Genomic DNA, 26,002 nt, shown 5'->3' on the forward strand with positions numbered 1-26,002 from the left:
GAATTCAAAAATGAGTGTATCAATAGGGAATAATTTCGTAGAAGTCGACTTTTCTATTCAAAAAATAGCAGTTGTTAAAATTAACCGACCTGAAGCAAAAAATGCATTGAATACAGAGGTTCGCAAACAACTAGCGCAAGCTTTTACCGAATTAAGTTTTAACGATGAGATCAATGCGGTTGTGCTCACAGGTGGTGAAGAAGTCTTTGCCGCAGGGGCTGATCTAAAAGAAATGGCAACTGCAACTTCCACAGAAATGTTATTGCGTCATACCGAACGTTATTGGAACGCGATTGCTCAGTGCCCTAAACCTGTGATTGCTGCAGTAAATGGTTATGCATTGGGTGGTGGCTGTGAACTTGCAATGCATGCTGACATTATTATTGCAGGTAAAGGCGCAACCTTTGGTCAACCGGAAATTAAAGTCGGTTTAATGCCGGGTGCTGGCGGTACACAACGCTTATTCCGTGCTGTGGGTAAATTTCATGCCATGCGCATGATTATGACGGGTGCCATGGTGAAAGCCGAAGAAGCTTATACCATCGGTCTTGTTTCACAAGTCACAGAAGATGACCAAACTATTCCAACTGCGATTCAAATGGCGCAAAGCCTTGCAAAAATGCCTCCTATTGCCCTGCAACAAATTAAAGAAGTTGCGTTGATGAGCGAAGATGTTCCATTAAATGCAGGTTTAACTCTAGAACGAAAAGCATTCCAGTTACTGTTTTCTACCGAAGATAAAAATGAAGGCGTTCAAGCTTTTATTGAAAAACGTAAACCGTCTTATCAAGGTAAATAACTCAAAACCATAATAACAAAGGAATGAATATGACCAGAAAAGTATTGATTAGTGCAGGTGGTTCAGGGATTGGACGATGCATTGCTGAAGCATTTTTAAACAATCATGATGAAGTTTTTGTTTGCGATATTAATGCTAAAAGCCTAGAACAATTTCAACAAGATTATCCAAAGCTGCATATACATGCCTGTGATTTGGCTGACCATGAACAAATTAAACTCATGTTTAGCCAAGCAATTTCGAAACTTGGCGGTATTGATATTTTAGTCAATAACACAGGCATTTCAGGCCCAACGATTGCCGCAGATGAGCTAAGTTTTGAAGACTGGAATACAGTTATTAATTTAAACCTGAATAGCACTTTTTTAATTACCCAGTTAACCATCCCCTTTTTAAAGCAAGCACAGGCAGGCGTGATTATTAATATGTCATCTATTGCCGGACGCTTAGGCTATCCATACCGATTAGCCTACTCCACTTCAAAATGGGGACTGATCGGTTTTACCAAAACGCTTTCTATGGAACTCGGTGCAGACAATATTCGTGTTAACGCTATTCTTCCAGGTGCGGTAGATGGTGATCGGGTTCAACGCGTATTACAGGCCCGTGCCGATGTAGCCCATACATCACTGGAAGAAGTGACTCAAAATGCCCTGAAAAATCAGTCGCTCAAATATTTTGTCAATCCAAAGCATATTGCAGATTTATGCCTATTTATAGCGTCAGATAGTGGTCGCTCTATTTCAGGTCAAATCTTACCGATTGATGGTGATAAACAATGCTTAAGCTAAATCACCAAACCCTATTTTTCCGTTTAATTTCAAATATAGATTAATCATCAGGATGATCGACATGACTTATGATATTAAAAGCATGGCTGTGATTGGTGTCGGTATTATGGGCAGTGGCATTGCTCAAATTGCTGCACAGTCAGGTCATACCACTTATTTATATGATGCCAAAGCAGGTGCAGCAGAACAGGCCAAAGAAAAACTGGCTGCCACATTTCAAAAGTTAGTCGACAAAAATAAGATTACATCTGAGCAAGCAGCAGCGGCAAATAACCATTTAATTGTTGCTCATCAAATTGAAGATTTAAAAAATTGCGACTTAATTGTAGAAGCAATTGTTGAACGCCTCGATATTAAACAAAGCTTAATGCAGCAGCTTGAAGAGGTCGTTTCAGAAAATGCCATTTTAGCCTCAAATACTTCTTCTCTTTCTATTACAGCGATTGCGGCAGACTGTAAAAAACCTGAACGTGTTGTGGGTTATCACTTTTTTAATCCAGTTCCACTCATGAAAGTGGTCGAGGTGATCCGTGGTTTAAAAACTGACCCACTTATTATTGATGCTTTAAATGATCTGTCTCGCGCATTTGGTCATCGCCCTGTTGTGGCAAAAGACACCCCTGGATTTATTATTAATCATGCGGGTCGGGCTTATGGAACTGAAGCGCTCAAAATTTTAAACGAGAATGTCTGTGATATTAGTGAAATTGACCGAATTTTACGTGACGGCGTTGGTTTTAGAATGGGGCCATTTGAATTAATGGATTTAACTGGCCTTGATGTCTCGCATCCAGTTATGGAGTCGATTTATCACCAATACTATGAAGAAGCCCGCTACAAACCAAGCCCGCTGACCAAGCAAATGCTTGATGCCAAGCAACTTGGACGTAAGGTTAATCAAGGTTTTTATAACTATGAAACTGGTTCAAAAACAGGTGAACAACCAGCCAAATTGGTAGAGCGTTTAGCACAATATCCAAAAGTTTGGATCGCTGCCGATTTCTTAGACGATAAAAAACAGCTCGAAGATTACTTAACTCAGCAAAATATTGCCCTAGACACCAATTCTGAACCACACACAGATAGCTTATGTTTACTTGCTTGTTACGGTGAAGACACAACCCAAACGGCGACCCGACTAGGGATTAACCCAGAACAAGCCGTTGCTATAGACATGCTTTATGGCATTGCAAAGCACCGCACCTTGATGCCTTCACTTGTTACCAAACCTGAATACCGACAAGCCGCTCACTCTATTTTCAATCTAGATGGAAATCTGGTCAGCATGATTAATGAAAGCATTGGCTTTGTTGCTCAGCGTGTTTTAGCGATGGTGATTAATCTAGGCTGTGATATTGCGCAGCAAAATGTTGCCACGGTAGATGACATTAATGCCGCAGTGCGCCTTGGCTTAGGTTATCCATTTGGCCCAATTGAATGGGGCGATCAAGTCGGCAGCCAAAAAATCTTACTCATTCTAAACCGTATAACAGCACTTACGCATGACCCACGTTACCGCCCTAGTCCATGGTTACAGCGTCGAGTCGCACTCCACTTACCTCTTACTTTTACTCATGAGTCTTGAAAAGGAATTTCTCAATGTTAAATGCATATATTTATGATGGTTTACGTAGTCCATTTGGCCGTCATGCAGGTGAACTTGCCTCAATTCGTCCTGATGATTTGGCCGCAACTGTCATTCAAAAACTACTAGAAAAAACTGGTGTACCAGGCGCTGATATTGAAGATGTGATTTTAGGCGACACTAACCAAGCGGGTGAAGATAGCCGTAATGTGGCACGAAATGCATTATTACTTGCAGGTTTACCTGTTACTGTACCGGGCCAGACGGTAAACCGCCTATGTGCTAGTGGTTTAGGTGCGGTGATTGACTCGGCACGTGCTATTACTTGTGGTGAAGGTGAACTGTATATTGCAGGTGGTGTAGAAAGTATGTCACGTGCTCCCTTCGTGATGGGTAAAGCCGAAAGTGCTTATAGCCGTGATGCAAAAATTTATGACACCACGATTGGTTCTCGTTTTCCAAATAAAAAAATTATCGCTCAGTACGGCGGTCATTCAATGCCTGAAACAGGTGATAACGTCGCAGCCGATTTTGGTATTAGTCGTAAGCAAGCAGACTTATTCGCAGCCCAATCACAAGCCAAATATCAAAAAGCCAAAGAAGAAGGTTTCTTTGCCGATGAAATTATCCCAATTGAGGTTTTCCAAGGCAAAAAATTGCCACCTAAACTCGTTTCTGAAGATGAACACCCTCGCCCAAGCTCAACTGTTGAAGCACTCACAAAATTAAAACCGCTCTTTGAAGGTGGTGTGGTCACTGCTGGTAATGCTTCAGGTATTAATGATGGTGCAGCAGTACTTTTGATTGGTTCAGAAGCAGCAGGTCAAAAATATGGCCTAAAACCAATGGCAAAAATCTTGTCCGCTGCGGCAGCTGGTATTGAGCCACGCATTATGGGTGCAGGCCCGATCGAAGCCATTAAAAAAGCTGTTGCGCGTGCTGGCCTTACTTTAGATGACATGGATATTATTGAAATTAATGAAGCCTTTGCTTCACAAGTTTTATCTTGTTTAAAAGGTTTAAATGTTGATTTTAATGACCCGCGTGTGAACCCGAACGGTGGTGCGATTGCGGTTGGTCATCCACTTGGTGCTTCAGGCGCTCGTCTTGCGTTAACAGTAGCGCGCGAGTTAATTCGCCGTAAGAAGAAATATGCCGTGGTGAGCCTATGTATTGGTGTAGGTCAAGGTCTTGCAATGGTGATTGAAAACGTTTCATAACCATTGAACCAGATATCCATTCATCACAACAGCGCAGTGATGAATGGATTTATTTTGCATAGCGAAATATAATGGCAAAACTATTGCTTTAATTATATTTGAGGATCGAATGTCTCAAAACACGGAAACTGAAAAACCAATAAATTTTGATGAGATACGTTTAGATCCTATTTCGCATATACATCGGGAAAACAACCCGCAATTTATTGCTTCTTTAGCACGCGGTTTAGAACTTTTAAGATGCTTTTCTGCAAATAATCAGGTGCTTGGCAACCAAGAATTAGCAAAAATGACAGGTTTACCTAAACCGACCATTGCACGTATTACCAATACCCTTGTTTCATTAGGTTATTTAAAACAATTGCCTAACTCGACCAAATACACACTAGATATTGGTGTCTTATCTTTAGGATATGCAGCATTATCTAACATCTCGATTCGTAATATTGCTCATCAATATATGGAAGAGATGAGCCAGTATGTTCAAGCGCCTGTGGCGATGGCAACGCGTGACCGCTTAAATATGGTGTATATCGATGTTGTGCAAATTGAAACTGCATTGAATATGCGCCGTCCAATTGGTTCTACTTTACCACTGCATAGCAGTTCTATGGGACGAGCATGCTTGGCTGCGACCCCTGAACGTGAGCGCAATTTTCTACTTGATGCGTTGAAACAAAAAAATCCAGAAAACTGGCCAGCCATAAAACGCTCATTAGAACGAGCTTTCCGTGATTATCAAGATTATGGATATTGTTTGTCGTTAGGTGAGTGGCATAAAGAAGTGAACTCGGTGGCTGTACCTTTGGTTAGTTCTAAACACGGTCTTTATGTTTTTAACTGTGGTGCGCCAAGTTTTCATTTAAATCCGGAAAAACTTGAAGGTGAAATTGGACCACGTTTAATCCACATGGTGCATAACATTCAAGATGCCTTGAATGAAACGCACTAACCCTCTTACTTCAAGCAGTAATGGTTGTGTTGATTAAAGGTCCACTTTCATTATGACGATAGGCATGATGAAAAACGCACTCTATACCCCAACCATTATTTTAATGGCGATTGCCGCAGGCATTTGTACAGGTGGAAATTATTTTAGTCAGCCACTTATTCATTCAATTAGTGTAAACCTAAATTTAACTGAAACGACTACAGCATGGGTGCCCACTCTAGCCCAAATCACCTATGCCTGTGGCTTACTCTTTTTAATGCCGCTGGGAGACATAATAGAAAAGCGTAAGCTGCTATTTATCTTTATGTTATTGGCTTCAAGCGGATTAATTATTAGCGGTTTTTCGCACAATATTTATCTTTTACTGCTTGGCACTATCATTACTGGTCTATTTTCTAGTGCAGCCCAACTGTTGTTACCACTTGCTGCAAGTCTGGTTCCAATTCAACAAAGTGGCCGTGTCGTAGGCTTTTTACTGAGTGGGCTAATGATGGGAGTTTTACTCGCCCGTTCCCTTTCTGGACTGATGTCTACACTTTTTGCATGGAATATTATTTATCTGGTTAGTGGATTTCTGTTACTTGTGATTGCCTTTATTTTGCATCGTAATATCGGGTTATTTCCACCGACTAAATCTGAAAACTATGCGAAAACCATTCGCTCCCTTCCACAGATTTTTATTCAAAATCGTCGGTTAAGAACCAGAACTTATATTGGTGGTTTCACATTTGCTTGTGTGAGTTTAACTTTTACCACCATGTCGTTGCTTCTGGCTCCAGCGCCCTATTTTTTTAGCGACTTTACCATTGGCCTTTTCGGTTTTGTTGGCGTGTTAGGAACTTTTGTTGCTAATTTCTCAGGCAAATTTATTGACCAAGGCTATATCCATAAAATTTCAATTTATTGCGGCATTGGGCTTATTGTAAGTTGGATTCTTTTTTCACTTTTACCCTACCATTTCGCCTTTTACATTATTGCCTTACTTATTCTCTACGCTTCTCTTTCTGCGGTACATGTCACCAACCAAAGTATTGTATTTAAACTTAATCAAGAATTACGTTCGCGGTTTAATGCCATTTATATGACAGGTTACTTTGCTGGCGGCGCCTTAGGTACAACAGCAGGAAGTTATGCTTGGAAACACTTCGGATGGGCAGGTGTCTGCATTTTAGGCTTAATTTTTGCTGCTTTATGTCTTTATTATTGTGTGAGTGATGCAAAAGATCAGCACAATTAAAACTTGTGCTGATCTTATATAAAGTATGCTAATAGTTAATTAGAGGAGCTAGATTAAGTCCTATAAAAGCCCTAATAATCGACCACGAATAATGTCTTCTGCATCTTGAACAATTCGGCTAACCAGTTCATCGCATGTCGGAATATCATGAATCAAACTTGCCACTAAACCACATGACCATGCGCCAGCATTAACGTCCCCATCAATCATGACTTTTGGATAAACCCCTGCGACTTCTTCAATAATATCTTCAAATTTAATGTTATCGCCAAGTGCTTTTTCTTTTGCCACGATTTTTTCTACAGCAGCATTATTCATGACACGTTCTGTATTTCGCAAAGCACGCATAATTAAACGCGTGTCTCGTTCGGTTGCATTCAAAATCGCCTGTTTCACATTTGCATGTACGGGAGCTTCCTGAGTCGCAATAAAACGCGTTCCCATGTTAATTCCATCGGCTCCCATCGCTAATGCAGCAGCGAGTGAGCGTCCGTCTGCCATTCCACCTGAAGCAACAAACGGAATTTCTAATGCATCGGCTGCTAAAGGCAATAAAATCATATTTGGCACGTCATCTTCACCTGGGTGCCCACCACACTCAAAACCATCTACAGAAACCGCATCACATCCAATTTGTTGCGCTTTTAAGCTATGTCGAGCCGAAGTACACTTATGAATTACTTTAATACCAGCAGCCTTTAAATATGGCATCACCTGTTCAGGATTACGCCCCGCTGTTTCCACAACCTTGACTCCGCCTTTAATAATAGCCTCTACAAAACCCGGATAATCAGGGGTATTTACCGTAGGTAAAAAGGTTAAATTCACCCCAAAAGGCTTATCAGTCATTTCACGGCAACGTGCAATTTCTTTTGCCAGATTTTCAGGTGTTCGCTGAGTCAGTCCAGTAATAATACCTAACCCACCCGCGTTAGAAACCGCAGCAGCAAGCTCTGCAAAACCAACATAATGCATACCACCTTGAATAATTGGATGCTCGATTTCAAATAGTTCTGTAATTTTGGTCTTCATATTCTTTCCACTCACTGTTCTATAGCTAGCTTCTCATTTCCTTAGCAGAGCTAGATGCTTATTTACTCATAAATCCTATCAGCATTTAAAGTAATTTAAGTTAAAAATTTCACAATACAAAATTATATACCACAATATAAAACAAAATAATTGATAACGGAATTGTTTTTCGATAGCATTATTTTAATGAGTTTAATTTTTAGACAGAAGTTATTTAAAGGAATGAATCATGCAGCAGGACAACAAAACTCAAAACGAGCTTAAAACAGGCACAATTCATGAATATTTTGATAGAAATATACTAATGCTCACCATGAGTAATCCAACTAAAAAGAATGCGATTAATTATGAAATGTATGCGGCGCTAAGTCAGTCATTAGATGAGGCTGCAACTAATCAAGACATTCATGTGGTTGTGCTTACTGGTGAAGACTCCGCATTTACGAGTGGTAATGATGTCAATGCATTTGAAAAACGCGATACCACCAGTTCAGAACCACCCGCTTCGATTGTTTTCTTAAAAAGCTTAGCAACGTTTCCAAAACCGATTATTGCTAAAGTAAATGGTGTGGCAATTGGCATTGGCAGCACTATGCTTCTACATTGTGACCTTGTGTATGCAAGCCAAAACTCTATTTTTCAGTTTCCTTTTGTGAATTTGGGACTTGTACCTGAAGCGGGTTCAAGTTACATCTTGCCAAGATTATTGGGCTTTGCTCGAGCTTCGGAAATTATTTTATTAGGTGAAAAATTTTCGGCAGAGCAAGCAAAAAATTATGGCTTGGTGAATGAAATATTTGAAGCAACTGAGCTAGATCAAGTAGTTGAAGATGTGGCAATTAAACTTGCTCATAAACCAAGTCAAGCCTTACAACTGAGTAAAAAATTGCTAAGAGATATGCCTATTGATGATCTACTCAATCGTATTGACCATGAGTCGACTATTTTCTCACACTGTTTACAGGGTTCCGAGTTTAAAGAAGCATTAAGTGCTTTCAAAGAAAAAAGAAAACCGAACTTTCACAGCCAAACAGTCTAGATACACCCACTAAAAAGCCAGCATTGAAAATCAAAGCTGGCTTTTTTAAGTGAATCAGATAAGTTTAGCTAATCTCGGTACGAATATTATTCACCATGTGTAAAAGACGCGGTGCAATATCTTCTTCGAGTTTTTCACGGTTCATAATAAAACTTGGACCGCCACAGTTAAATACCAGTAAACCATGTTGTTCATGGATGAGTGGTACTGCAACTGAATTTACATCTTTATGCCATTCACCGATTGAAAAACAGTATCCAAAATCTTGGTAGTCTTTAAAGGCTTTGTCTAGATCACGATTAATTTTGATCCAGTCTTCTTTGTGCTTGCTACGAATGGCATCAAGTAAAAACTCTCGTTCATCTTCAGGCATCGCGGCTAAACACGCACGTCCCATCGAACTTAAATGAATCGGTAAATAGGTTCCAACTTGACGGCGCATAGTCATATTGCCTTTACCCTGTACCACATCAAGATAAATCATATTCAGTCGATCACGTGTTGCCATTGCAACAGCAGCGCCCGCATAGTCTGCCAAATTTTTCATATATGGATGAGCAATAGAGCGAATCGACACGTTAGACAGCATGGAATAACCAAATGCAAGAACACCCACTGAAAGCTGGAATTTGCTTGAGTTAGGTACTTGTTTGATATAGCCCAAACGCGACAAGGTATGTGTAAGGCGAGTAATGGTTGGTTTTGGCAAACCTGTCATCTGAGCAAGCTCTTGGTTGCCCAAATGCTGATGCTTCGGCGTAAAACAACGTAATAGCTCTAAACCACGTGCTAATGCAGTAATAAATTGGCGATCATTTTCATCCTGCATGTCTTCAATCGGATGTAATAATTCATGCCTTAATGGCGCTAATAATTTTTCTGTCGGTTCTGCATCAACTGCATCGTTCATTGTCATACCAATCCATATTTTGTTTCGCACTGCGAAAATTATAATCTATTTTTTCTATAAATAGCAAAAGAGCAAACATCCGAGTCTGCATCTAAAAGATAACTTCATTTAACTCATTAAAGCGAAAGATTAAATATTTTATTTTCTGATTTTAAATATAATTTTAACCTTCCGCTTTTAAGCCACTTATCCAATTACACCCTTTTCTTTAAGCTCAGCTAGTTTTTCCGAAGAAACCACTCGACCTAAAACCGCCTGCGTATGTTCACCCAACAACGGAGGAGCTGTTTTGTATTCAACTGGCGTTCTAGAAAGTTTGATTGGTGACCCAATTACCTTCAATTTTTCACGTTGAGGATGGTTCATCTCGACTAACATTTCTCGGGCAATGACTTGCGGCTCTTGAAAAGCTTGTTCCAAGTTATTAATCACACCTACCGGAACTTTAGCCGCATAGATTGCATCTACCCATTCATCAGCCGTTTTAGTTAAAAAGTGTGTTTGTAAAATTCCGATAATTTCATCACGATGCTTGATTCGGTCCGCATTTCGGGCAAAACGCGCATCATTTGGTAAATCGGGTAAACCTATACTTCGACAGAGTTGAATAAACTGAGTGTCATTTCCACATGCAATAATAAAATCACGGTCAGAAGCTTTGAACACTTGGTAAGGCACAATATTGGCATGTGCGTTGCCATAGCGTTTAGGGATATTACCCGATGAAAGATAATTCATTCCCTGATTTGCCATTGTGGCAATTTGAACATCAAGCAAAGCCATATCAATGTATTGACCTAAACCTGTCACATGGCGGTTGAGTAAAGCAGCCTGTATGGCAATCGTAGAATAAAGTCCTGTAGCTAAATCAGAAAATGCGACCCCTACTTTTTGAGGGCCTCCACCCGGCAAATCATCACGCTCACCCGTGACTGACATAAGCCCGCCCATGCCCTGAATAATAAAGTCATAACCAGGCTCTTCTGCTCTTGGGCCATTTTGACCAAAACCTGTAATTGAGCAATACACCAGTTTAGGGTTAATGGCAGATAAAGACTCATAGTCCAAACCGTATTTTTTCAAAGACCCCGCTTTGTAGTTTTCGATCACGACATCGGTGTCTTGAATGAGGGCTTTAATCAATTCTTGGCCATCAGAACTCGCAATGTCGATAGCAACAGATAATTTATTGCGGTTGGTGGACTGATAATAAGCAGCTTCTTGAGTGTCTTGGCCTGAGTCATCTTTCATCCAAGGTGGCCCCCAAGAACGGGTGTCATCACCGACTTTCGGTCGTTCAATCTTGATTACTTCTGCGCCTAAATCGGCAAGAATCTGCCCACACCAAGGCCCAGCCAATACCCGACTTAAGTCAAGTACCCGAATTCCATTTAAAGCACCCATCTTCATCCCACTATATTTTGTGACTTATTTCCTATAGGAAAACTTATCCATTTAAAATTTCGCATAGCGATATATATTTTTAATATACACAGCTCTTTTTAAAAATCAAACTTTAATTTTCCACTAAAAATAATGATTTTTTATAAGAAAATATAGCTTAAATAAATCAATAAATTAGCCAAACATAAACCAACAACAAAGTACCGCATTGCGAAATTAATTTTCAAAATGTATTGTTTTGCATTCATCCTTTGATTACTATCGCTTCAAATATTGGTGATTTTACGAACATCACATTGATGTTTTTTGCATGTAGTAAAAGGACGAGACTATGATTCGAGATCAGGAAACCTTAGATCAACTTGTTGATATGATTCGACAATTTGTTGAAGGTGTATTAATTCCTCATGAGAATGAAGTCGCTGAAACGGATGAAATTCCTCAAGATATTGTTGAGCAAATGAAAGCTCTCGGCTTATTTGGTTTAACCATTCCTGAAGAGTACGAAGGTCTTGGACTAACAATGGAAGAAGAGGTCTATGTGGCTTTCGAATTGGGTCGCACCTCTCCTGCTTTTCGCTCTCTCATTGGAACCAATAATGGCATTGGTTCAAGTGGCCTGATTATTGATGGGACCGAAGTACAAAAATCATTTTTCTTGCCACGTTTAGCACGTGGTGAAGTGATCAGTTCTTTTTGCTTAACCGAACCAGATGCAGGTTCTGACGCTGCCTCTTTAAAAACCAGCGCAGTAAAAGACGGTGACTTTTATATTTTAAATGGTACCAAACGCTTTATTACCAATGCTCCTCACGCTGGCGTATTCACAGTCATGGCTCGTACAAACTTTGACATTAAAGGTGCTGGCGGCATTTCTGCTTTTATCGTCGATAGCCAAACTCCCGGTATTTTTCTTGGCAAGCGCGATAAAAAAATGGGACAAAAAGGCGCACATACCTGTGACGTTATTTTTGAAAATTGTCGCATTCCAGCCTCAGCGCTCATTGGTGGTGTTGAAGGTGTTGGTTTTAAAACGGCCATGAAAGTACTCGATAAAGGCCGTTTGCATATAGCTGCCTTGAGCGTCGGTGCAGCCACACGAATGCTAGATGATTCTATAAATTACGCCATCGAACGCAAGCAATTTGGACAACCAATTGCTGAATTCCAACTCATTCAAGCCATGCTTGCCGACTCAAAAGCTGAGATTTATGCCGCTAAATGTATGGTCTTAGACGCTGCACGCCTACGTGATGCAGGACAAAACGTTAGCACTGAATCCTCATGCGCAAAAATGTTTGCAACCGAAATGTGTGGCCGCGTTGCTGATCGCTGCGTACAGATTCATGGCGGTGCGGGCTATATCAGTGAATATGCGATTGAACGTTTTTATCGAGATGTCCGTTTGTTCCGCCTTTATGAAGGCACGACCCAAATTCAACAAATGATTATTGCCCGAAACATGATTCGCGCTGCGTCTTAATCAAATTTTAAGCACTTCAAAACGACTTGAAGTACTTTCAATCAAATGTAGGTAATGGATTATGGCTACAAATTACAAAGAAGGTTTTTCTCGTATACAACCTCATACGTGGAAAATAGCATTTATTTTTGCATTTCTAGCACTATTGGTAGATGGAGCAGATTTGATGCTGCTGTCTTATAGCTTAAATAGTATTAAGGCAGATTTTGGATTAAGTTCAGTACAAGCAGGTATGCTCGGCAGTTTTACATTGGCAGGTATGGCTGTTGGTGGAATTTTTGGGGGATGGGCGTGCGATAAATTTGGTCGCGTGCGCATTGTGGTTATTTCTATTTTAATTTTCTCACTCCTCACCTGTGGCTTAGGTTTTACTCAGAGCTTTCTTCAATTTGGTATTTTAAGATTTTTTGCATCACTGGGTTTGGGTTCTCTTTATATTGCCTGTAATACCCTCATGGCCGAATATGTACCAACACGTTTCCGCACCACAGTACTTGGAACCTTACAAGCTGGCTGGACCGTTGGCTATATTGTTGCGACCTTACTTGCAGGCTGGATTATTCCTGATCATGGCTGGCGCATGCTGTTTTATGTTGCGATTATTCCCGTCATTATTGCTATTCTCATGCATATTTTAGTACCCGAACCAGAAGCATGGCAAAAGTCTCGACTTCAACAACCTGTTTTGGCTCAAAACGCATCGAAAACTTCGGCATTTAAGCTTATTTTCCAAGATAAACGAAACCGCAATATGTTTATCTTATGGGCTTTAACAGCAGGCTTTTTACAGTTTGGCTACTATGGCGTAAATAACTGGATGCCGTCATACCTTGAAAGTGAACTCGGTATGAAGTTCAAAGAAATGACTGCCTATATGGTAGGTACATATACCGCCATGATTTTAGGTAAAGTTCTTGCGGGCATGATGGCAGATAAATTAGGGCGTCGTTTTACTTATGCCTTTGGTGCTATTGGCACTGCTATTTTCCTACCGCTAATCGTCTTTTATAACTCACCAAGCAATATTCTATATTTACTGATCACTTTTGGTTTCCTCTACGGCATCCCGTATGGCGTAAATGCAACCTATATGACTGAAAGTTTTGCGACTGCCATTCGCGGTACAGCCATTGGTGGTGCTTATAACGTCGGACGTTTAGGCGCTGCATTAGCACCTGCAACGATTGGATTCTTAGCCTCTGGCGGGTCTATTGGGTTAGGTTTTATCGTCATGGGTGCTGCCTACCTGATTTGTGGCGTGATACCAGCTCTATTTATTAAAGAAAAATTATATGACCCTCAAAAGTCATAAAAAGATCTATCACATAGGTCATAGGCCTATATGGTTGATGTTTCTAACGAACTAAACACATGTTTTGGATCGTTAGCAAGAAATAAGGAATCTACTCATTAAAGTTAATCCTTATTTCCATATATGTAGAGTTTATCTACTCTTCATTTTAATTTTTTAGGTAAGCATAGCTCCCAAGGGAGCTAAGCTTAAAAAGATATAGACCTAAACTTTGTTTAAGGTCGTTCACCCTGTCCCAAACGGCGTTCAATATCATCTAATACATTTGGCAAGTCAGCGACACTATCAATCACATAGTGAGCGCCCGACGCATTCATTTTTTGGTATGCCTTATCTTTTAGAATAATTTGTTCATCTGCCGATAGCGCACTCCACTCTTCATAGCTTAAACCGACTTCATTACCACTAATCGCAAGTCCTACTGTCCAGCATCCGGCATTTAAACCTTCATCAATGCCCACCACGGTATCGTCTACTTTTACAACAGTTTTAATGTCGGATACGTCGAGTTGAATTAAATTCTTCCACAACATTTCAGGATATGGACGGCCATATTTCACATCACTTGCCGTAACGATACAGTCTGGTCGATAGCCCTGATCGGCAGCATCTTTAACCAAACGACCAATCATCATAGATGCATATCCCGTGTTACTACCAATTTTTGCACCGCGATTTTTAATATTTTCAAAAGTCGCCAATGCACCCGGTATTAAAGCCGAGCATGTCGGAATCGAATCTAATTGATAAGGAATAAAGTCTTTATATAAACGGTCAATATCGGCTTCAGTTGCAGGCTTCCCATATACTTCCTGCCATGCCGCTGCTACACGCGGCATTTTTAAAACAGCAGCAATATGATCACGTTTTTCTAAACCCATTGGGGCACGCGCTTCTTCAACCGTAATTTCAACTTTATTATCTTTGAATAACGCCATAAAAGCTAAAATTGGTGCACGTGAGCCAAAATCTACAGTTGTCCCTGCCCAGTCAAAAACAACAGCCTGAATTTGTGTATTGTTGGTCGTCATGGTGTATTTCCTTTAATTCAAATATTTTAATAAAAGTTATGCTGTTACCGCTTGATTTAGATGGCTTTTGTAGTAACTCTCAATCGCAGCAAGAAGCCCTTCAATATCATGTATATAAACTTCGCCAATATTGCCAATACGGAAGCAGTTAAGATCTGTGACTTTGCCCGGATAAATTACGTAGCCTGATTTTTCCAGGGTTTCATAAAATGACTGGAAGCTAAATGTTTCGGCTGTCGGGTAAAGAAAAGTGGTAATGATGGGTGATTGTGGGCACTCTTCACCAAGTACCAACTCAAAGCCCAGTTGTTGCATACCTTGCGATAAGGTTTGTTGGTTTTGTAAATAACGTTGATAACGTGCAGCAACTCCGCCCTCTGCTTCAAGCTCAAGCAATGCTTGATAAAATGCACGTACCACATGGGTTGGCGAGGTAAAACGCCATTTACCGTTATGCTGCTCCATCGTGTTCCACTGGTCATACAAGTTGAGACTAACCGAACGTGCCAAACCTTTACACGCTTCTAGGCAATCACGTTTCGCCAAAATGAAACCGAAGCCCGGAACACCTTGAATGCATTTATTTGCACTTGAAATCAGGAAATCAATTTCAAGCTCAGCCATATCCATTGGCACACCGCCAAATGAACTCATGGCATCCACAATCCAGATTTTTCCTGCTGCTTTAACTAAACGGCCAATCTCTTGAATCGGATTTAAAATACCTGTGGTGGTTTCACAGTGCACACAAGCAACATGGCTAATAGTTTTGTCTTTTAAAACACGTTCAATTTCTTGTAAATCTGGTGTTTGGGTTTCTAAATAGTTCAGCTCGATCACTTCAATATTTAAGCAACGCGCCATTTGCACCATACGTGCACCGTATGCGCCGTTATTAATGATCAAGATTTTGCCATCATGCGGAATAGCTGACCCAAGGACAGACTCCACAGCAAAACTACCACTGCCTTGCATTAACACAGCCGTATATTTTTCAGGTTGGCTGGTTGCCAAGTTGACTAGACGAGAGCGGATATCTTGTACCAGCGAGTTGTATTCTTGGTCCCAAGTACACCAGTCTTTTTGCATAGCACGGCGTACTGTTGCCGAAGTTGATAATGGGCCTGGTGTGAGAAGCAAATACTTGTTCTCTAAATCCATATCGAGTTGGGGTTGCATGTTCATAATGTTACTCATTTCTTTCGCGTTCATTTCAATATACATCAATCTGGTTTAAACCAGATTACAAGTTAATAAATATTTTGTGTTAAAACTTCTTTCATAAATCCGGCTCCTGTGGTCATGCCTTTACCAGCAATTGCACTCACCAGAAAAATGTTTTTTTCAGCTTCAGTGACGCATGCCAAATCATGTTCATGGGTCAGGTAATAACCATTCCAACGTTTTTGAATTGGAGGTAAAGTCAGGCCTAATTTTTCGTGGCAGTAAGCTTGAATAAACTCATTAATCTCTTCGCGTTGCTCAAACTGAGGTGCTTCATTAATCGAATGATATTCGTGGCTATCGCCTACAATCAGTTCGCCAAATTCGTTTTGTTTAATCAGAATATGAATGCCGAATTCTTTGATCAGCCCTTGCTGTGATGCTCTAACCAGCTCAGCATGACTCGGACAAATTTCAAAAGCTGGATAACGAGAGATAGATAAGCCTGAATAAAGAGAAGCATTTAATTTTTGGTAAAACCGTTGAGTCAGCGCCATTTGTAAGCCACAACGTTTCAGATTCAAGCTTTGTAATAGATCTGGATATAAAACATCGATGATTTCACCGTGGCAGATCAAAACTTTATTTGCCCGATATACCTCGCCACTTGCCAAGCGAACCTGACAAATTTCATGTTGATATTGGGTTTGCACGACACAGGCATTGGTATAAATCTCTACACCTTTTCTTTCGGCATATGCCAACAGTCGCTGCCCAATCACATGCGGTTCGACCGAATAATCTTCTTCAAAAACCAAGCCGCCTTGAAACTGCTGCTCGGGGTTTAAATAAGAAAATTGGGTGACCAGCTCATAATGACTTCGTAAATGCACAGGAATTTGGTAGTTATTTGCACGCTCGGCAAACTCATTTAAAACCTGCCATTCAAGTGCCGTATTGGCGAGATAGACACCTTGTCTTTGAGCAAATGAAATATCGGTTTCAGCCTGAATACGCTGATAAAAAGAACGCGTTTCAAGTGCGTACTTTCGCCACTGCTGCTCTGGATGGGTTAAGGTTGATGTTCCAACCATGCCGAAATTACGACGAGTTGCGCCCACAGGTTTGGCATTTTTCTCGAAGATACAAACTTTTAAGCCTTGTTCTTGCGCTTGTATGGCCGCGGACAAACCTAAAATACCGGCTCCTACAACAATTAAATCAAACTGTGCGTGATTCATAAGACTTCCAATTTGCGAAATTTAGGATGAATAAACCCTTGCCTTGTTGAACAAAGCATTTTCATTTCAGTCGGTTAAATAAAAATTGTGTTTAGCTAAAACTTAGTGAGCACTTTCACGCCATTGCTGACTTCTTGCCATAATTTTTCGGGTAAATAACCAGTGAATGAGTTTTACAACACATGAGGTGGTTAAAATGAGAATGCTCATGGCAACAGCAGCAACCGTATCGCCTGCATCATCCATATTTAAAACTGCCACCGCAGCTAAACTGGTGTCTGTTGAATAGAGGAAAATCGCAGCCGACACAGTGGTCATGGCATTCACAAAAATATAGACCGATACATCGCACAGCGCTGGAAAACACATGGGCAAATATACTTTCCAAAAGGTTTTCCATTTTGATGTTCCTAGAGTTTGTGCTGCCTGATCGAGTTGTAGCGGAATCTGTTTAATGGCATTGGTTAAAGTAAGATGTGGCACGGTGTAATAATGCACAATGGTTGAAATCACCAAAATGGTCATGGTCCCATACAGTACATTTAACGGGTTGCTTTGCTGGTTAAAAAACAAAATATAAGCAATACCCAAGACCAATCCCGGCACAGCGAGTGGCAATAAAACCAAAGCTTGTACATAGTTTTTAATGAATGGATGTGCTTTAAAACGTTCAGTTAACAGTGCCACCATAAAAATCAGTGCCGTTCCAAAAACCGTACTAAAGAGTGCCATGCGAACCGAGTTAAAGTACGCTGCCCAACCACCGCCATCGACATATTCAAAACTGTAATGTGCTAAGGTCAAAGACAAATCATAAGGCCAAGACTGAATGAATGAAGCCAGCACAGCCGTAAAAATAATCAGTAAAATCGAACCTGAAACCAAACCACAAAATAGGTTCAGAACGACTTCAAGTTTTTTATTCGGTGCAGAGACATAAGGTTTAGCCTGAAAAGCTTGAAAACGTGTATGGCGTTTGCTTTGTATACGATCAAAAATGAACACAAAAACTGCTGGTAGCAATAACAAGATGGAAATTACCGCACCCATACTCATGTTTTGCTGCCCAATAATCTGTTTATAGACATCAAGCGCCATCATGTTAAATGAACCGCCAATGACTTTTGGAATTCCGAAATCGGTTAATACATAAATAAAAGCCACTAGGCTTGCGCTGATGAGTCCATACCGAATTGCAGGTAATGTGACGTGGTAATGCGTCTTCCAAATATTTTTGCCGAGCGACAAAGAGGCTTCAATTAAACGCTGATCGACACTGCGAAAAGACACCATCATCAACATCAAAATTGCTGGAAATAGCCAAAAGCAATAACTGATCAAAATACCGGTTGGGCCATAAATTTGTATATCGCCCAGTAAAGGCTTTAATACGCCTTGCTTACCAAACAAATAAACCAATGCCAAAGAAGGCAAAAGTGACGGCGCTAAAATGGGTAAAAAAGCGACCACTTTAAAGAAGCCTTTGCCTTTCATATTGACGGTGGTAAGTGCAAAAGCATAAATACTGGCAAGAAATACTGTAATGATAGTAGAAGTACAAGCAACCCACACTGAGTTAAATACAGAGCTGAGTAAAGCGGGACTACCAAAATAATGATAAAAATTTTCAAGACCAACAAAATTTTGATTTTCATCAAAAAATGCAGTTTCAAACAGCATGATTAATGGAGCAATAATCACTAAAGTCAAAGCAATTGCAACGCTTGCTAAAGCAATATTTGATCTTAATGAATATTCAGTTTTTCGACGCGGCTGTGTTTTTAAAACCGCTGATGCAGCTTCATTTAACATAGTGCGTACCCTTGTTCCTCAAAGACATGAATGAGCTGATTAGGCACTTTTATAAACATCAGTTCTTGCAAAGATTTGAACTTGGTATTTTCAATTTCAATTTGCAAAAGATGTTTTGCCTGCTCAATTCCATCAATATGAATAGTGCAAAACAAACGACGTTTAGCGCCTAAAAATTCGGTGCTTAATACTTTAACTGGCAAATACAACGATTCTTTATCACTACCAAAATCATCAACTAACTCGACAGCTTCGGGTCTAAAACCAATGCTATAGCTTTGCCCTGCTTTAAGTTTTTGTTGCTCCAAATTTAAAGGAATAAAACCTAAAACTTCGAGCTGATTGGCGCCTGAACAAGTGGCTATCAAAAAGTTCATGGTGCCAATAAACTTTGCAACGAATTGGGTTTGTGGCTTGTAGTAAATATTGTGCGGCGTATCAATTTGTTCAATAACGCCATGATTCATCACCACAACACGGTCAGAAATGCTTAAAGCTTCTTCTTGATCGTGTGTGACCATAATGGTTGGTAAATTAAGCTGCGTTTGAATCGAACGGATCTTCTGCCTTAGGTTTAGACGTACCTGAGCATCAAGTGCAGAAAGCGGTTCATCTAGCAGTAAAATATCTGGATTCGGTGCAATTGCCCGAGTAAGCGCAACACGTTGCTGCTGCCCGCCCGACAATTGATTTGGGTATTTTTTTGCAATATCAGGTAACTCAATTAGTTCTAATAACTGTTGAACCCGTTGGCTACGTTGTGCCTTATCCCACTTTTTTTTGTCTAAGCCGAAAGCAATATTTTCTTCTACATTTAAGTTTGGAAATAACGCATAGTTCTGAAACACAATGCCACAGTGACGTTTTTCAGCACTGAGTAACGTAATATCCGTGCCCTTTTTTATAACCTTTCCATAATCAGGTTTTTCTAGACCCGCAATGATGCGTAGTAAAGTGGTTTTACCGCATCCAGAAGGTCCCAAAAAGCTCACGAACTCGCCAGCTTTCAGGTCTAAATTAATATGCGTTAGGGCATGAAAGTGTTGGAACTTTTTTTGTATATCCACCACTTCTAAAACCGACGGACCATGTTCAGGATATTTATAGGTCGTTAATGACGACAGTAAATGCCCTGCTAACTCACCCTTCTGGTTTTGACCTAGCAGCGATGATTGCAATGACGAAGGAATTTGCATAATGAGGCCCTTATCCAAAAGATCACTTTTCAAAACGCTTTGACCATTCAGCCAAAATACGTTCACGCTGCTCGGCCGCCCAATAAAAATCATTTTTTACGAGCATTTGGGGAAGATTTTTCGGGAAACTCATGGTGGTATTTTCGATGCCTTTATAGGCCACCATTGAAAAATTATGTGCATAAGCTTCATTTGCCGCTTTGCTCACCGACCAATTTATAAATTTCTGTGCGCTGCTTAATTTCTTGGTTCCTTTCACAATTGCTGATGCTTCCATTTCCCAACCTAAACCTTCAGTTGGATAAACCACTTCTAAAGGCGCACCCTCTGCTTTTAATTTAAATGCTGGATAACCGAAAGAAACTCCAATTGGAATTTCGCCTTGTGCTGCCATCTTGCAAGGTTTTGAACCAGAGTGAGGATACTGCGAAATGTTTTTATTTAAAGCCTGCATATAATCCCAAGCCTGCTTTTCACCCCAAATTTGCATCCAAGCCGTGACATCTAAATAGCCTGTGCCACTTGAGGCTGGGTTTGGCATGACAATCAAGTTTTTATAAATTGGATTGGTTAAATCTTTCCAAGTTTTTGGAATCGGTAATTTACGCTTTTCTAATTCGACTTTATTGACACAAATTGCAGATTCCCATGCATCCATACCTGTCCAAGTCGGTACAGGTTTTTGACTTACAAATTCTGGTTTTAAATTTTGAATACCTTCAGGTTTAAAAGGCTCAAGCATGTCCTTCTTTTCCATCACCAACAAACTGGTTAAAGCCACACCAAAAACCACATCCGCTTGTGGGTTTTTCTGCTCTGCCAAAAGTTTAGCGGTGATTACACCTGTTGAATCACGTACCCATTTTACTTTGAGTTCAGGATAGGCTTTGTGTAATTCTTCTTGGTATTGCTTAAGTTGGTCGGCTTCCACTGCCGTATAGACTGTAATTTCTTCTGATTGTTTTGATGTTGCTGATGAACATCCCATTTGAATAGCGACCACTACACCTAAAACTGATGCAGTACCGAGTTTAATTGTCTGTTGAACATACTGTTTCATCTACAAACCATCGAATGCAATTATTTGATGATGGTATTTCAACAGCTTTATATGACAGTTTAATTAATCTGGTTTAAACCAGATTTCATTTTTATGCTCGCGCTTCGAAATGTAAATCTAAAACATCATGTAGCCAATATTCTTGGTCAACATCTGTAATCACGCCTTCTTCATTTCTGTTGCTCCGGCAAATATATAAACCGAGCGCGCCCACATTGACATGCAGTACTTTAGCCTGTTGTTCCGATAAAGCTGTTGGATACAGGTTAATATCGGCTCTGGTGATATGGCAGTTATATTGATTTGCCATCAGTAAAGTAATGGATTGCTTGAGATCATGAGTTAAAAACTCGGGAAAAAGCTCGGCATTCACACGTAAATGTTCAACCAACACAGGTCGACCATTGATGCAACGACGTCGCCAAACCGAATAAATCGGATGCCCTTTTTCAACTTTTAAATGCTTGGCATCCCAAGAAGTAGCCGTCGTTAGTTCACTTGAAATCACTTCTGTCGAAGGTTCATAGCCTTGTTCAATCACAAACTGGTTAAAGTTTTTTGTCGATTGCGGGTGATAAATAATACGAGGAGAGCGAACATACCAACCACGGCGGTCTAAGCGATAAATCAGGCCATCAGTTTCCAAAGCCAACAAAGCTTCTCGTGCAGCCACTCGAGTGGTTTGGAATTGTTCAGAAAGCACTCTTTCTGATGGGAGTTTTGCGTGGGCTTCTAATACACCAGATTCAATATCATGGGCAATCGCATCGCGAATAGGAATATATTTAGGTATGCGAGCTTGGTCCTGTTCCATACAAACTTAGAATTTATAAATAAAGAAATTAATAGCAATATACTGAAAAAATGTGACAAAAGCTTTTATTAATGCTGATCTTTTAAGCAAAACGCTTCCTATCCCCCCCTTTTCTTCAATTCAGCTTTTCCATAAAAAATCGTGTGTGCACGCGTACTCTGGCTTTGGAAAACTTTCCTTGACTCATCTGTTTATCAAAGATAAACGGCATAGCTTAATCATTACATCATATTTATTGAGACACTTATTTAATATAAAAATTCATATTTTGTACTGACTCTTACACAGGAATTGAGGATTTGCCCTAACACTCAATATCCGTCCTCCTATATTACTACCTTGTAGAATTAGAATAGTATCGTCAATAAAACCCCAAAACTTCTTGAGTAATTTAAAAAATAACTCAACATCTTATATTTAAAAACTCTCAATACAAAATCACCCATTTAATAAAAACTAAAATATTAAGAAAATTTCCTGATTTAAAAATAAACATAAAATTTTAATTTAATCAAAATTTCAAACAACAAATTTAATTAAAAAAAACAAGATAAGGCCAATTCGTCGATTTATTACACAAAACCATAGCTACACCTCCAAGGTTAAATACCACTCAACTATTTATTCAATCTAATTAATATTTCATTTATAAAATTTAAATTAATTAATTAAAAACTATTAAATATGACATTTGATGCTTAAAAATTTGTCACGGTATAACCAAAAATTTCTAAATAATTTTAATAAAAAAGTATAAACATATGATAAGTATCACAATTTTAATATTTAATATGCCATAAAACAAAGTTTCGGATGTTTATCTCCATATATTTTTTATATTTTACCGAATGATAAAAAAATCATAATTAATAAATAATAAAAATAAAAAACCTCTTGTAATAATTAAGTTAATTATTTACCAAATGTTATATTTTAAAAATTGTTATTAAAAATATCACCAATAATTAGATTAAAAAAATAACATTCAAAAAAATATAATGATTTTTCTTCTTGTTTTTTCACAAATGTATATTTAGATTTAATTAAGATTATTTAAAATCACATTTGTATTTTATGAATACAGTTTAAGCAAAATTAAATTTTACTTAACACTGACTATAATATTTTAAGGAGAAAGTATTATTACGACCAAATCGTGTGACATTTTAAATTAATTATATCTCTGTACTTAACCATAAAAATCCACCCAGCGTTAAATCATATTCAGCCAGGAAAGATTAAAAAACTCATGAAACTTAAAACAAATTTTTCGCATCTCGCTTATAGCTGTGCATTGGTATTATTCGGTTCCATACAATTTGCCCATGCTGCACCTTTACTCACGTCTCATATCACAAATGAAGTCAGCCCTGCACCTACAGCTAATGCATGGATTGAAGTTGACACTCAAGCTTTTGAAGATAATATTAAAAGGACAAATCAATTACTTAATGGCAAAACACAGCTTTGTGTAGTCATGAAAGCAAATGCATATGGGCATAGTATTGACTTACTTATGCCGAGTGTTATGAAGTTAAACGTATCATGTATTGGCATCACCAGTAATGCAGAAGCGGCGATGGTGCGTAAGCATGGCTATAAAGGCAAAATTACACGTTTACGTACAGCCACAGATAGTGAAATCATCAATGCACATGCGTTAAATATCGAAGAGCTTTTGGGTAATTATGATCAGGCTGCCCGTATCTCTAAATGGGCAGAAGCGAACAATACAACTGTTCATTATAGCTTGGCTTTAAATTCGGGTGGTATGGATCGTAATGGTCTTGAAATGTCTACAGCTCAAGGTAAAGAACAAGCTGTTGCAATCACTAAGCTTCCAAATCTTAAAATTGACGGCATTATGACCCATTATGCTGTAGAAGATGAAAAATATGTTCGTGAGCGCCTAGCTCAATTTAATGAACAAACAGCATGGTTGATTAAAAAAGCCAAACTGAATCGTAAAGAATTAACATTACATACGGCAAATTCATTTGCTACCGTAAATGTTCCTGAATCTCATTTAGATATGGTCCGTGCAGGCGCAATTATTTATGGAGATTTTCCTAATCACCCTGAATTTAAACGCATGATGGCATTTAAAACACAAATTGCTGCAGTTAATAATTACCTTAAAGGTTCAACTGTAGGTTATGACCAAACTTATACGTTGACACGTGACTCCAAACTTGCAAACTTGCCTGTAGGTTATTCGGATGGTTATCGTCGTAGTTTTAGTAATAAAGCTTTTGTTTTAGTAAATGGACAAAAAGCGCCAGTGGTTGGTCGAGTATCAATGAATACTGTTATGGTTGATGTAACAGATATTCCAGAAGCCAAAGCGGGTGATGAAGTTGTATTATATGGTCGTCAAGGCAATGCTGAGGTTCAATCTAGTGATTTAACGAGTCTTACAGGCCATATTTTGACAGAGGCCTACATCCCGTGGAGTAACTCTAACCCACAAGTGATTAAACCTATTCAATCTCAGCAATCAACGCAAATCAGTAATCATCAAGTTGCAGCAACCGCTGAGTAAACTTTAGGTGAATTGATAAGTAGCCCTATATTTCAAAAAGTATCGGGGCTACTTTTAGTATGACCATATCTCTTAATCTATTACATCCTACTTAAATTCTTATATAAAAAAAGAGCATTTTCATGCCCCTTTTATTTAGTCTTTAGCTTGCATGCTTAAAACTATCAATTTGCTTAATTTCATAAGGCAAACCGACATAGTTTTCGGCTAATGTGGTTTTACCCGCAATTGAACCCAGTACATAACTTAACTCGGCTTGTTTAATCTTATGATCAAACTCACTTTCAGTTTCAAAACGATGCAATAAGTGAGTCATCCACCAAGAAAAACGCTCTGCTTTCCATACACGTTGTAGGCATTTTTCAGAGTATTCATTTATCCCTTGTTCGGAACCTTCGGCGTAATATTCAATAAGTGCGCTTGATAAATAAGCAATATCAGAAGCAGCAAGATTTAAACCTTTTGCTCCAGTCGGTGGAACAATATGCGCAGCATCGCCTGCTAAAAATAGTTTTCCGAAACGCATTGGTTCAGTCACAAAGCTACGTAACGGCGCGATACTTTTTTCAATAGAAGGTCCCGTCACTAACTTTTCACGGCTTTCAGGGTCTAGGCGGTTTTTTAACTCATCCCAGAACTTTTCATCTGACCAATCTTCGACGTGATCTGTTAAAGGGACTTGTAAATAATAACGGCTACGTGTCTCTGAACGCATACTACATAAAGCAAATCCACGTTCTGATTGTACGTAAATGAGTTCATCGGCTACAGGTGGGACATCTGCCAACACCCCTAACCAGCCAAACGGATAAACTTTTTCAAAGGTTTTAATTTTGTCTTCTGGTACGCTGGCACGGCAGACACCGTGGTAACCATCACACCCTGCTATAAAGTCACACTGAATTTGAAAGGCTTTACCTTGGTACTCAAACTCAACTTTTGGTGCAGTGTAGAAATCTTTTACTTGTACATTTTGAGCTTCATAAAATGAAGTGAGCTGCTCTGCTTCACGCGCAGTCATTAAATCTTTGGTGACTTCGGTCTGACCATATACGGTCACTTGTTTGCCACCCGTGAGTGCGGCTAAATCAAGGCGATGTAACTCGCCATTGGTCAAGATTTCGATGCCCGAATGCGGTAATCCTTTTTCTTTTAAGTTTTGGTCAACACCTGCTTGTTTAAGTAAGTCGACCGAAACTTGCTCTAAAATTCCTGCACGAATCCGTGAAGCCACATATTCAGCACTACGTTGCTCAACAATAATATGATCGATGCCAGCTTTATATAGAAGTTGCCCAAGCAATAACCCTGCTGGTCCAGAACCAATAATTGCAACCTGTGTCTTTAAAATATCCATAACTTCATCCTTGTTTCATCC

21 protein-coding genes are annotated in these 26,002 nt (G+C 39.4%); 10 read left to right on the forward strand and 11 right to left on the reverse strand.

Annotated elements, in window-relative coordinates; all coding sequences use genetic code 11:
* Positions 1 to 10 precede the first annotated feature (10 nt).
* From RMA95_RS14865 to RMA95_RS14890, 6 genes are all read left to right on the forward strand, one after another.
* Positions 11 to 799, forward strand: a complete 789-nt coding sequence (locus RMA95_RS14865) for an enoyl-CoA hydratase (protein WP_005304184.1) — start codon at positions 11 to 13, stop codon at positions 797 to 799.
* A 29-nt stretch (positions 800 to 828) separates the two neighbouring features.
* Positions 829 to 1,590 carry an SDR family oxidoreductase gene (locus tag RMA95_RS14870; protein ID WP_311071595.1) on the forward strand — a complete coding sequence of 254 codons (762 nt, stop codon included), beginning with the start codon at positions 829 to 831 and terminating at the stop codon, positions 1,588 to 1,590.
* 61 nt (positions 1,591 to 1,651) lie between these two features.
* Positions 1,652 to 3,175: a 3-hydroxyacyl-CoA dehydrogenase gene (locus RMA95_RS14875; RefSeq protein WP_311071596.1), complete on the forward strand. Its 1,524-nt coding sequence runs from the start codon at positions 1,652 to 1,654 to the stop codon at positions 3,173 to 3,175.
* A 14-nt stretch (positions 3,176 to 3,189) separates the two neighbouring features.
* Positions 3,190 to 4,395, forward strand: a complete 1,206-nt coding sequence (locus tag RMA95_RS14880) for a 3-oxoadipyl-CoA thiolase (RefSeq protein WP_311071597.1) — start codon at positions 3,190 to 3,192, stop codon at positions 4,393 to 4,395.
* Between the two features lie 109 nt (positions 4,396 to 4,504).
* A complete protein-coding gene (locus RMA95_RS14885) occupies positions 4,505 to 5,347 on the forward strand; it encodes an IclR family transcriptional regulator (protein ID WP_000081482.1) in 843 nt (280 codons plus the stop codon).
* Between the two features lie 64 nt (positions 5,348 to 5,411).
* On the forward strand, positions 5,412 to 6,584 hold the full coding sequence (locus tag RMA95_RS14890; RefSeq protein WP_311071598.1) for an MFS transporter: 1,173 nt from the start codon (positions 5,412 to 5,414) through the stop codon (positions 6,582 to 6,584).
* Positions 6,585 to 6,644: 60 nt separating this feature from the next.
* On the opposite strand, the gene RMA95_RS14895 is transcribed toward RMA95_RS14890, so the two are convergent.
* On the reverse strand, positions 6,645 to 7,616 hold the full coding sequence (locus RMA95_RS14895) for a nitronate monooxygenase family protein (RefSeq protein WP_311071599.1): 972 nt from the start codon (positions 7,614 to 7,616) through the stop codon (positions 6,645 to 6,647).
* Positions 7,617 to 7,845: 229 nt separating this feature from the next.
* Between RMA95_RS14895 and RMA95_RS14900 the strand changes: the two genes are divergently transcribed.
* Positions 7,846 to 8,655, forward strand: a complete 810-nt coding sequence (locus RMA95_RS14900; protein ID WP_311071600.1) for an enoyl-CoA hydratase — start codon at positions 7,846 to 7,848, stop codon at positions 8,653 to 8,655.
* A gap of 64 nt (positions 8,656 to 8,719) precedes the next feature.
* Here the strand turns inward: RMA95_RS14900 and RMA95_RS14905 are convergent, their stop codons facing one another.
* Both RMA95_RS14905 and RMA95_RS14910 read right to left on the reverse strand, forming a co-directional pair.
* A complete protein-coding gene (locus tag RMA95_RS14905; protein WP_013198245.1) occupies positions 8,720 to 9,565 on the reverse strand; it encodes an IclR family transcriptional regulator in 846 nt (281 codons plus the stop codon).
* Positions 9,566 to 9,751: 186 nt separating this feature from the next.
* Positions 9,752 to 10,969, reverse strand: a complete 1,218-nt coding sequence (locus tag RMA95_RS14910; RefSeq protein WP_013198246.1) for a CaiB/BaiF CoA-transferase family protein — start codon at positions 10,967 to 10,969, stop codon at positions 9,752 to 9,754.
* A 331-nt stretch (positions 10,970 to 11,300) separates the two neighbouring features.
* On the opposite strand from RMA95_RS14910, the gene RMA95_RS14915 reads away from it, so the two are divergent.
* Both RMA95_RS14915 and RMA95_RS14920 read left to right on the forward strand, forming a co-directional pair.
* Positions 11,301 to 12,452 (forward strand): acyl-CoA dehydrogenase family protein, encoded by a 1,152-nt coding sequence (locus tag RMA95_RS14915; protein ID WP_311071601.1) that lies wholly within the window; start codon positions 11,301 to 11,303, stop codon positions 12,450 to 12,452.
* A 61-nt stretch (positions 12,453 to 12,513) separates the two neighbouring features.
* Positions 12,514 to 13,764, forward strand: coding sequence for an MFS transporter (locus RMA95_RS14920; protein WP_311071602.1), 1,251 nt, complete (start codon positions 12,514 to 12,516; stop codon positions 13,762 to 13,764).
* 215 nt (positions 13,765 to 13,979) lie between these two features.
* Here the strand turns inward: RMA95_RS14920 and phnX are convergent, their stop codons facing one another.
* The 7 genes from phnX to RMA95_RS14955 all read right to left on the reverse strand — a co-directional run bounded on the left by phnX (position 13,980) and on the right by RMA95_RS14955 (position 22,082).
* Positions 13,980 to 14,795 carry a phosphonoacetaldehyde hydrolase gene (gene phnX / locus RMA95_RS14925; RefSeq protein ID WP_311071603.1) on the reverse strand — a complete coding sequence of 272 codons (816 nt, stop codon included), beginning with the start codon at positions 14,793 to 14,795 and terminating at the stop codon, positions 13,980 to 13,982.
* Positions 14,796 to 14,831: 36 nt separating this feature from the next.
* On the reverse strand, positions 14,832 to 16,019 hold the full coding sequence (phnW, locus tag RMA95_RS14930; protein ID WP_311072304.1) for a 2-aminoethylphosphonate--pyruvate transaminase: 1,188 nt from the start codon (positions 16,017 to 16,019) through the stop codon (positions 14,832 to 14,834).
* 26 nt (positions 16,020 to 16,045) lie between these two features.
* Complete coding sequence (locus RMA95_RS14935; RefSeq protein ID WP_311071604.1) at positions 16,046 to 17,200, reverse strand: TIGR03364 family FAD-dependent oxidoreductase; 1,155 nt, start codon at positions 17,198 to 17,200, stop codon at positions 16,046 to 16,048.
* Between the two features lie 102 nt (positions 17,201 to 17,302).
* Positions 17,303 to 19,012 carry a putative 2-aminoethylphosphonate ABC transporter permease subunit gene (locus tag RMA95_RS14940; RefSeq protein WP_311071605.1) on the reverse strand — a complete coding sequence of 570 codons (1,710 nt, stop codon included), beginning with the start codon at positions 19,010 to 19,012 and terminating at the stop codon, positions 17,303 to 17,305.
* Positions 19,006 to 20,208 carry an ATP-binding cassette domain-containing protein gene (locus tag RMA95_RS14945; protein ID WP_311071606.1) on the reverse strand — a complete coding sequence of 401 codons (1,203 nt, stop codon included), beginning with the start codon at positions 20,206 to 20,208 and terminating at the stop codon, positions 19,006 to 19,008. The genes RMA95_RS14940 and RMA95_RS14945 overlap by 7 nt, the downstream gene beginning before the upstream one ends.
* Before the next feature lie 22 nt (positions 20,209 to 20,230).
* Positions 20,231 to 21,268, reverse strand: coding sequence for a putative 2-aminoethylphosphonate ABC transporter substrate-binding protein (locus RMA95_RS14950; RefSeq protein WP_311071607.1), 1,038 nt, complete (start codon positions 21,266 to 21,268; stop codon positions 20,231 to 20,233).
* A gap of 91 nt (positions 21,269 to 21,359) precedes the next feature.
* The gene (locus tag RMA95_RS14955) at positions 21,360 to 22,082 is read right to left on the reverse strand and encodes a UTRA domain-containing protein (protein ID WP_311071608.1); all 723 of its coding nucleotides are present in this window, start codon (positions 22,080 to 22,082) and stop codon (positions 21,360 to 21,362) included.
* 1,249 nt (positions 22,083 to 23,331) lie between these two features.
* Here RMA95_RS14955 and alr point away from each other — a divergent pair.
* A complete protein-coding gene (gene alr, locus RMA95_RS14960) occupies positions 23,332 to 24,624 on the forward strand; it encodes an alanine racemase (protein WP_311071609.1) in 1,293 nt (430 codons plus the stop codon).
* Positions 24,625 to 24,766: 142 nt separating this feature from the next.
* Here alr and pobA read toward each other — a convergent pair whose 3' ends face one another.
* The gene (gene pobA, locus RMA95_RS14965; protein ID WP_311071610.1) at positions 24,767 to 25,981 is read right to left on the reverse strand and encodes a 4-hydroxybenzoate 3-monooxygenase; all 1,215 of its coding nucleotides are present in this window, start codon (positions 25,979 to 25,981) and stop codon (positions 24,767 to 24,769) included.
* Between the last annotated feature and the right edge of the window lie 21 nt (positions 25,982 to 26,002).

Origin of the sequence: Acinetobacter sp. V110_1 (genome assembly GCF_031798975.1) — a bacterium.
Classification (GTDB): domain Bacteria; phylum Pseudomonadota; class Gammaproteobacteria; order Pseudomonadales; family Moraxellaceae; genus Acinetobacter; species Acinetobacter nosocomialis_A.

Bases quoted from the DNA above. Each gene is read 5' to 3' on its own strand.
- RMA95_RS14865 (WP_005304184.1), top strand. From the start codon at position 11: ATGAGTGTATCAATAGGGAATAATTTCGTAGAAGTCGACTTTTCTATT.
- RMA95_RS14870 (WP_311071595.1), top strand. From the start codon at position 829: ATGACCAGAAAAGTATTGATTAGTGCAGGTGGTTCAGGGATTGGACGA.
- RMA95_RS14875 (WP_311071596.1), top strand. From the start codon at position 1,652: ATGACTTATGATATTAAAAGCATGGCTGTGATTGGTGTCGGTATTATG.
- RMA95_RS14880 (WP_311071597.1), top strand. From the start codon at position 3,190: ATGTTAAATGCATATATTTATGATGGTTTACGTAGTCCATTTGGCCGT.
- RMA95_RS14885 (WP_000081482.1), top strand. From the start codon at position 4,505: ATGTCTCAAAACACGGAAACTGAAAAACCAATAAATTTTGATGAGATA.
- RMA95_RS14890 (WP_311071598.1), top strand. From the start codon at position 5,412: ATGATGAAAAACGCACTCTATACCCCAACCATTATTTTAATGGCGATT.
- RMA95_RS14895 (WP_311071599.1), bottom strand. From the start codon at position 7,616: ATGAAGACCAAAATTACAGAACTATTTGAAATCGAGCATCCAATTATT.
- RMA95_RS14900 (WP_311071600.1), top strand. From the start codon at position 7,846: ATGCAGCAGGACAACAAAACTCAAAACGAGCTTAAAACAGGCACAATT.
- RMA95_RS14905 (WP_013198245.1), bottom strand. From the start codon at position 9,565: ATGAACGATGCAGTTGATGCAGAACCGACAGAAAAATTATTAGCGCCA.
- RMA95_RS14910 (WP_013198246.1), bottom strand. From the start codon at position 10,969: ATGGGTGCTTTAAATGGAATTCGGGTACTTGACTTAAGTCGGGTATTG.
- RMA95_RS14915 (WP_311071601.1), top strand. From the start codon at position 11,301: ATGATTCGAGATCAGGAAACCTTAGATCAACTTGTTGATATGATTCGA.
- RMA95_RS14920 (WP_311071602.1), top strand. From the start codon at position 12,514: ATGGCTACAAATTACAAAGAAGGTTTTTCTCGTATACAACCTCATACG.
- phnX (WP_311071603.1), bottom strand. From the start codon at position 14,795: ATGACGACCAACAATACACAAATTCAGGCTGTTGTTTTTGACTGGGCA.
- phnW (WP_311072304.1), bottom strand. From the start codon at position 16,019: ATGTATATTGAAATGAACGCGAAAGAAATGAGTAACATTATGAACATG.
- RMA95_RS14935 (WP_311071604.1), bottom strand. From the start codon at position 17,200: ATGAATCACGCACAGTTTGATTTAATTGTTGTAGGAGCCGGTATTTTA.
- RMA95_RS14940 (WP_311071605.1), bottom strand. From the start codon at position 19,012: ATGTTAAATGAAGCTGCATCAGCGGTTTTAAAAACACAGCCGCGTCGA.
- RMA95_RS14945 (WP_311071606.1), bottom strand. From the start codon at position 20,208: ATGCAAATTCCTTCGTCATTGCAATCATCGCTGCTAGGTCAAAACCAG.
- RMA95_RS14950 (WP_311071607.1), bottom strand. From the start codon at position 21,268: ATGAAACAGTATGTTCAACAGACAATTAAACTCGGTACTGCATCAGTT.
- RMA95_RS14955 (WP_311071608.1), bottom strand. From the start codon at position 22,082: ATGGAACAGGACCAAGCTCGCATACCTAAATATATTCCTATTCGCGAT.
- alr (WP_311071609.1), top strand. From the start codon at position 23,332: ATGAAACTTAAAACAAATTTTTCGCATCTCGCTTATAGCTGTGCATTG.
- pobA (WP_311071610.1), bottom strand. From the start codon at position 25,981: ATGGATATTTTAAAGACACAGGTTGCAATTATTGGTTCTGGACCAGCA.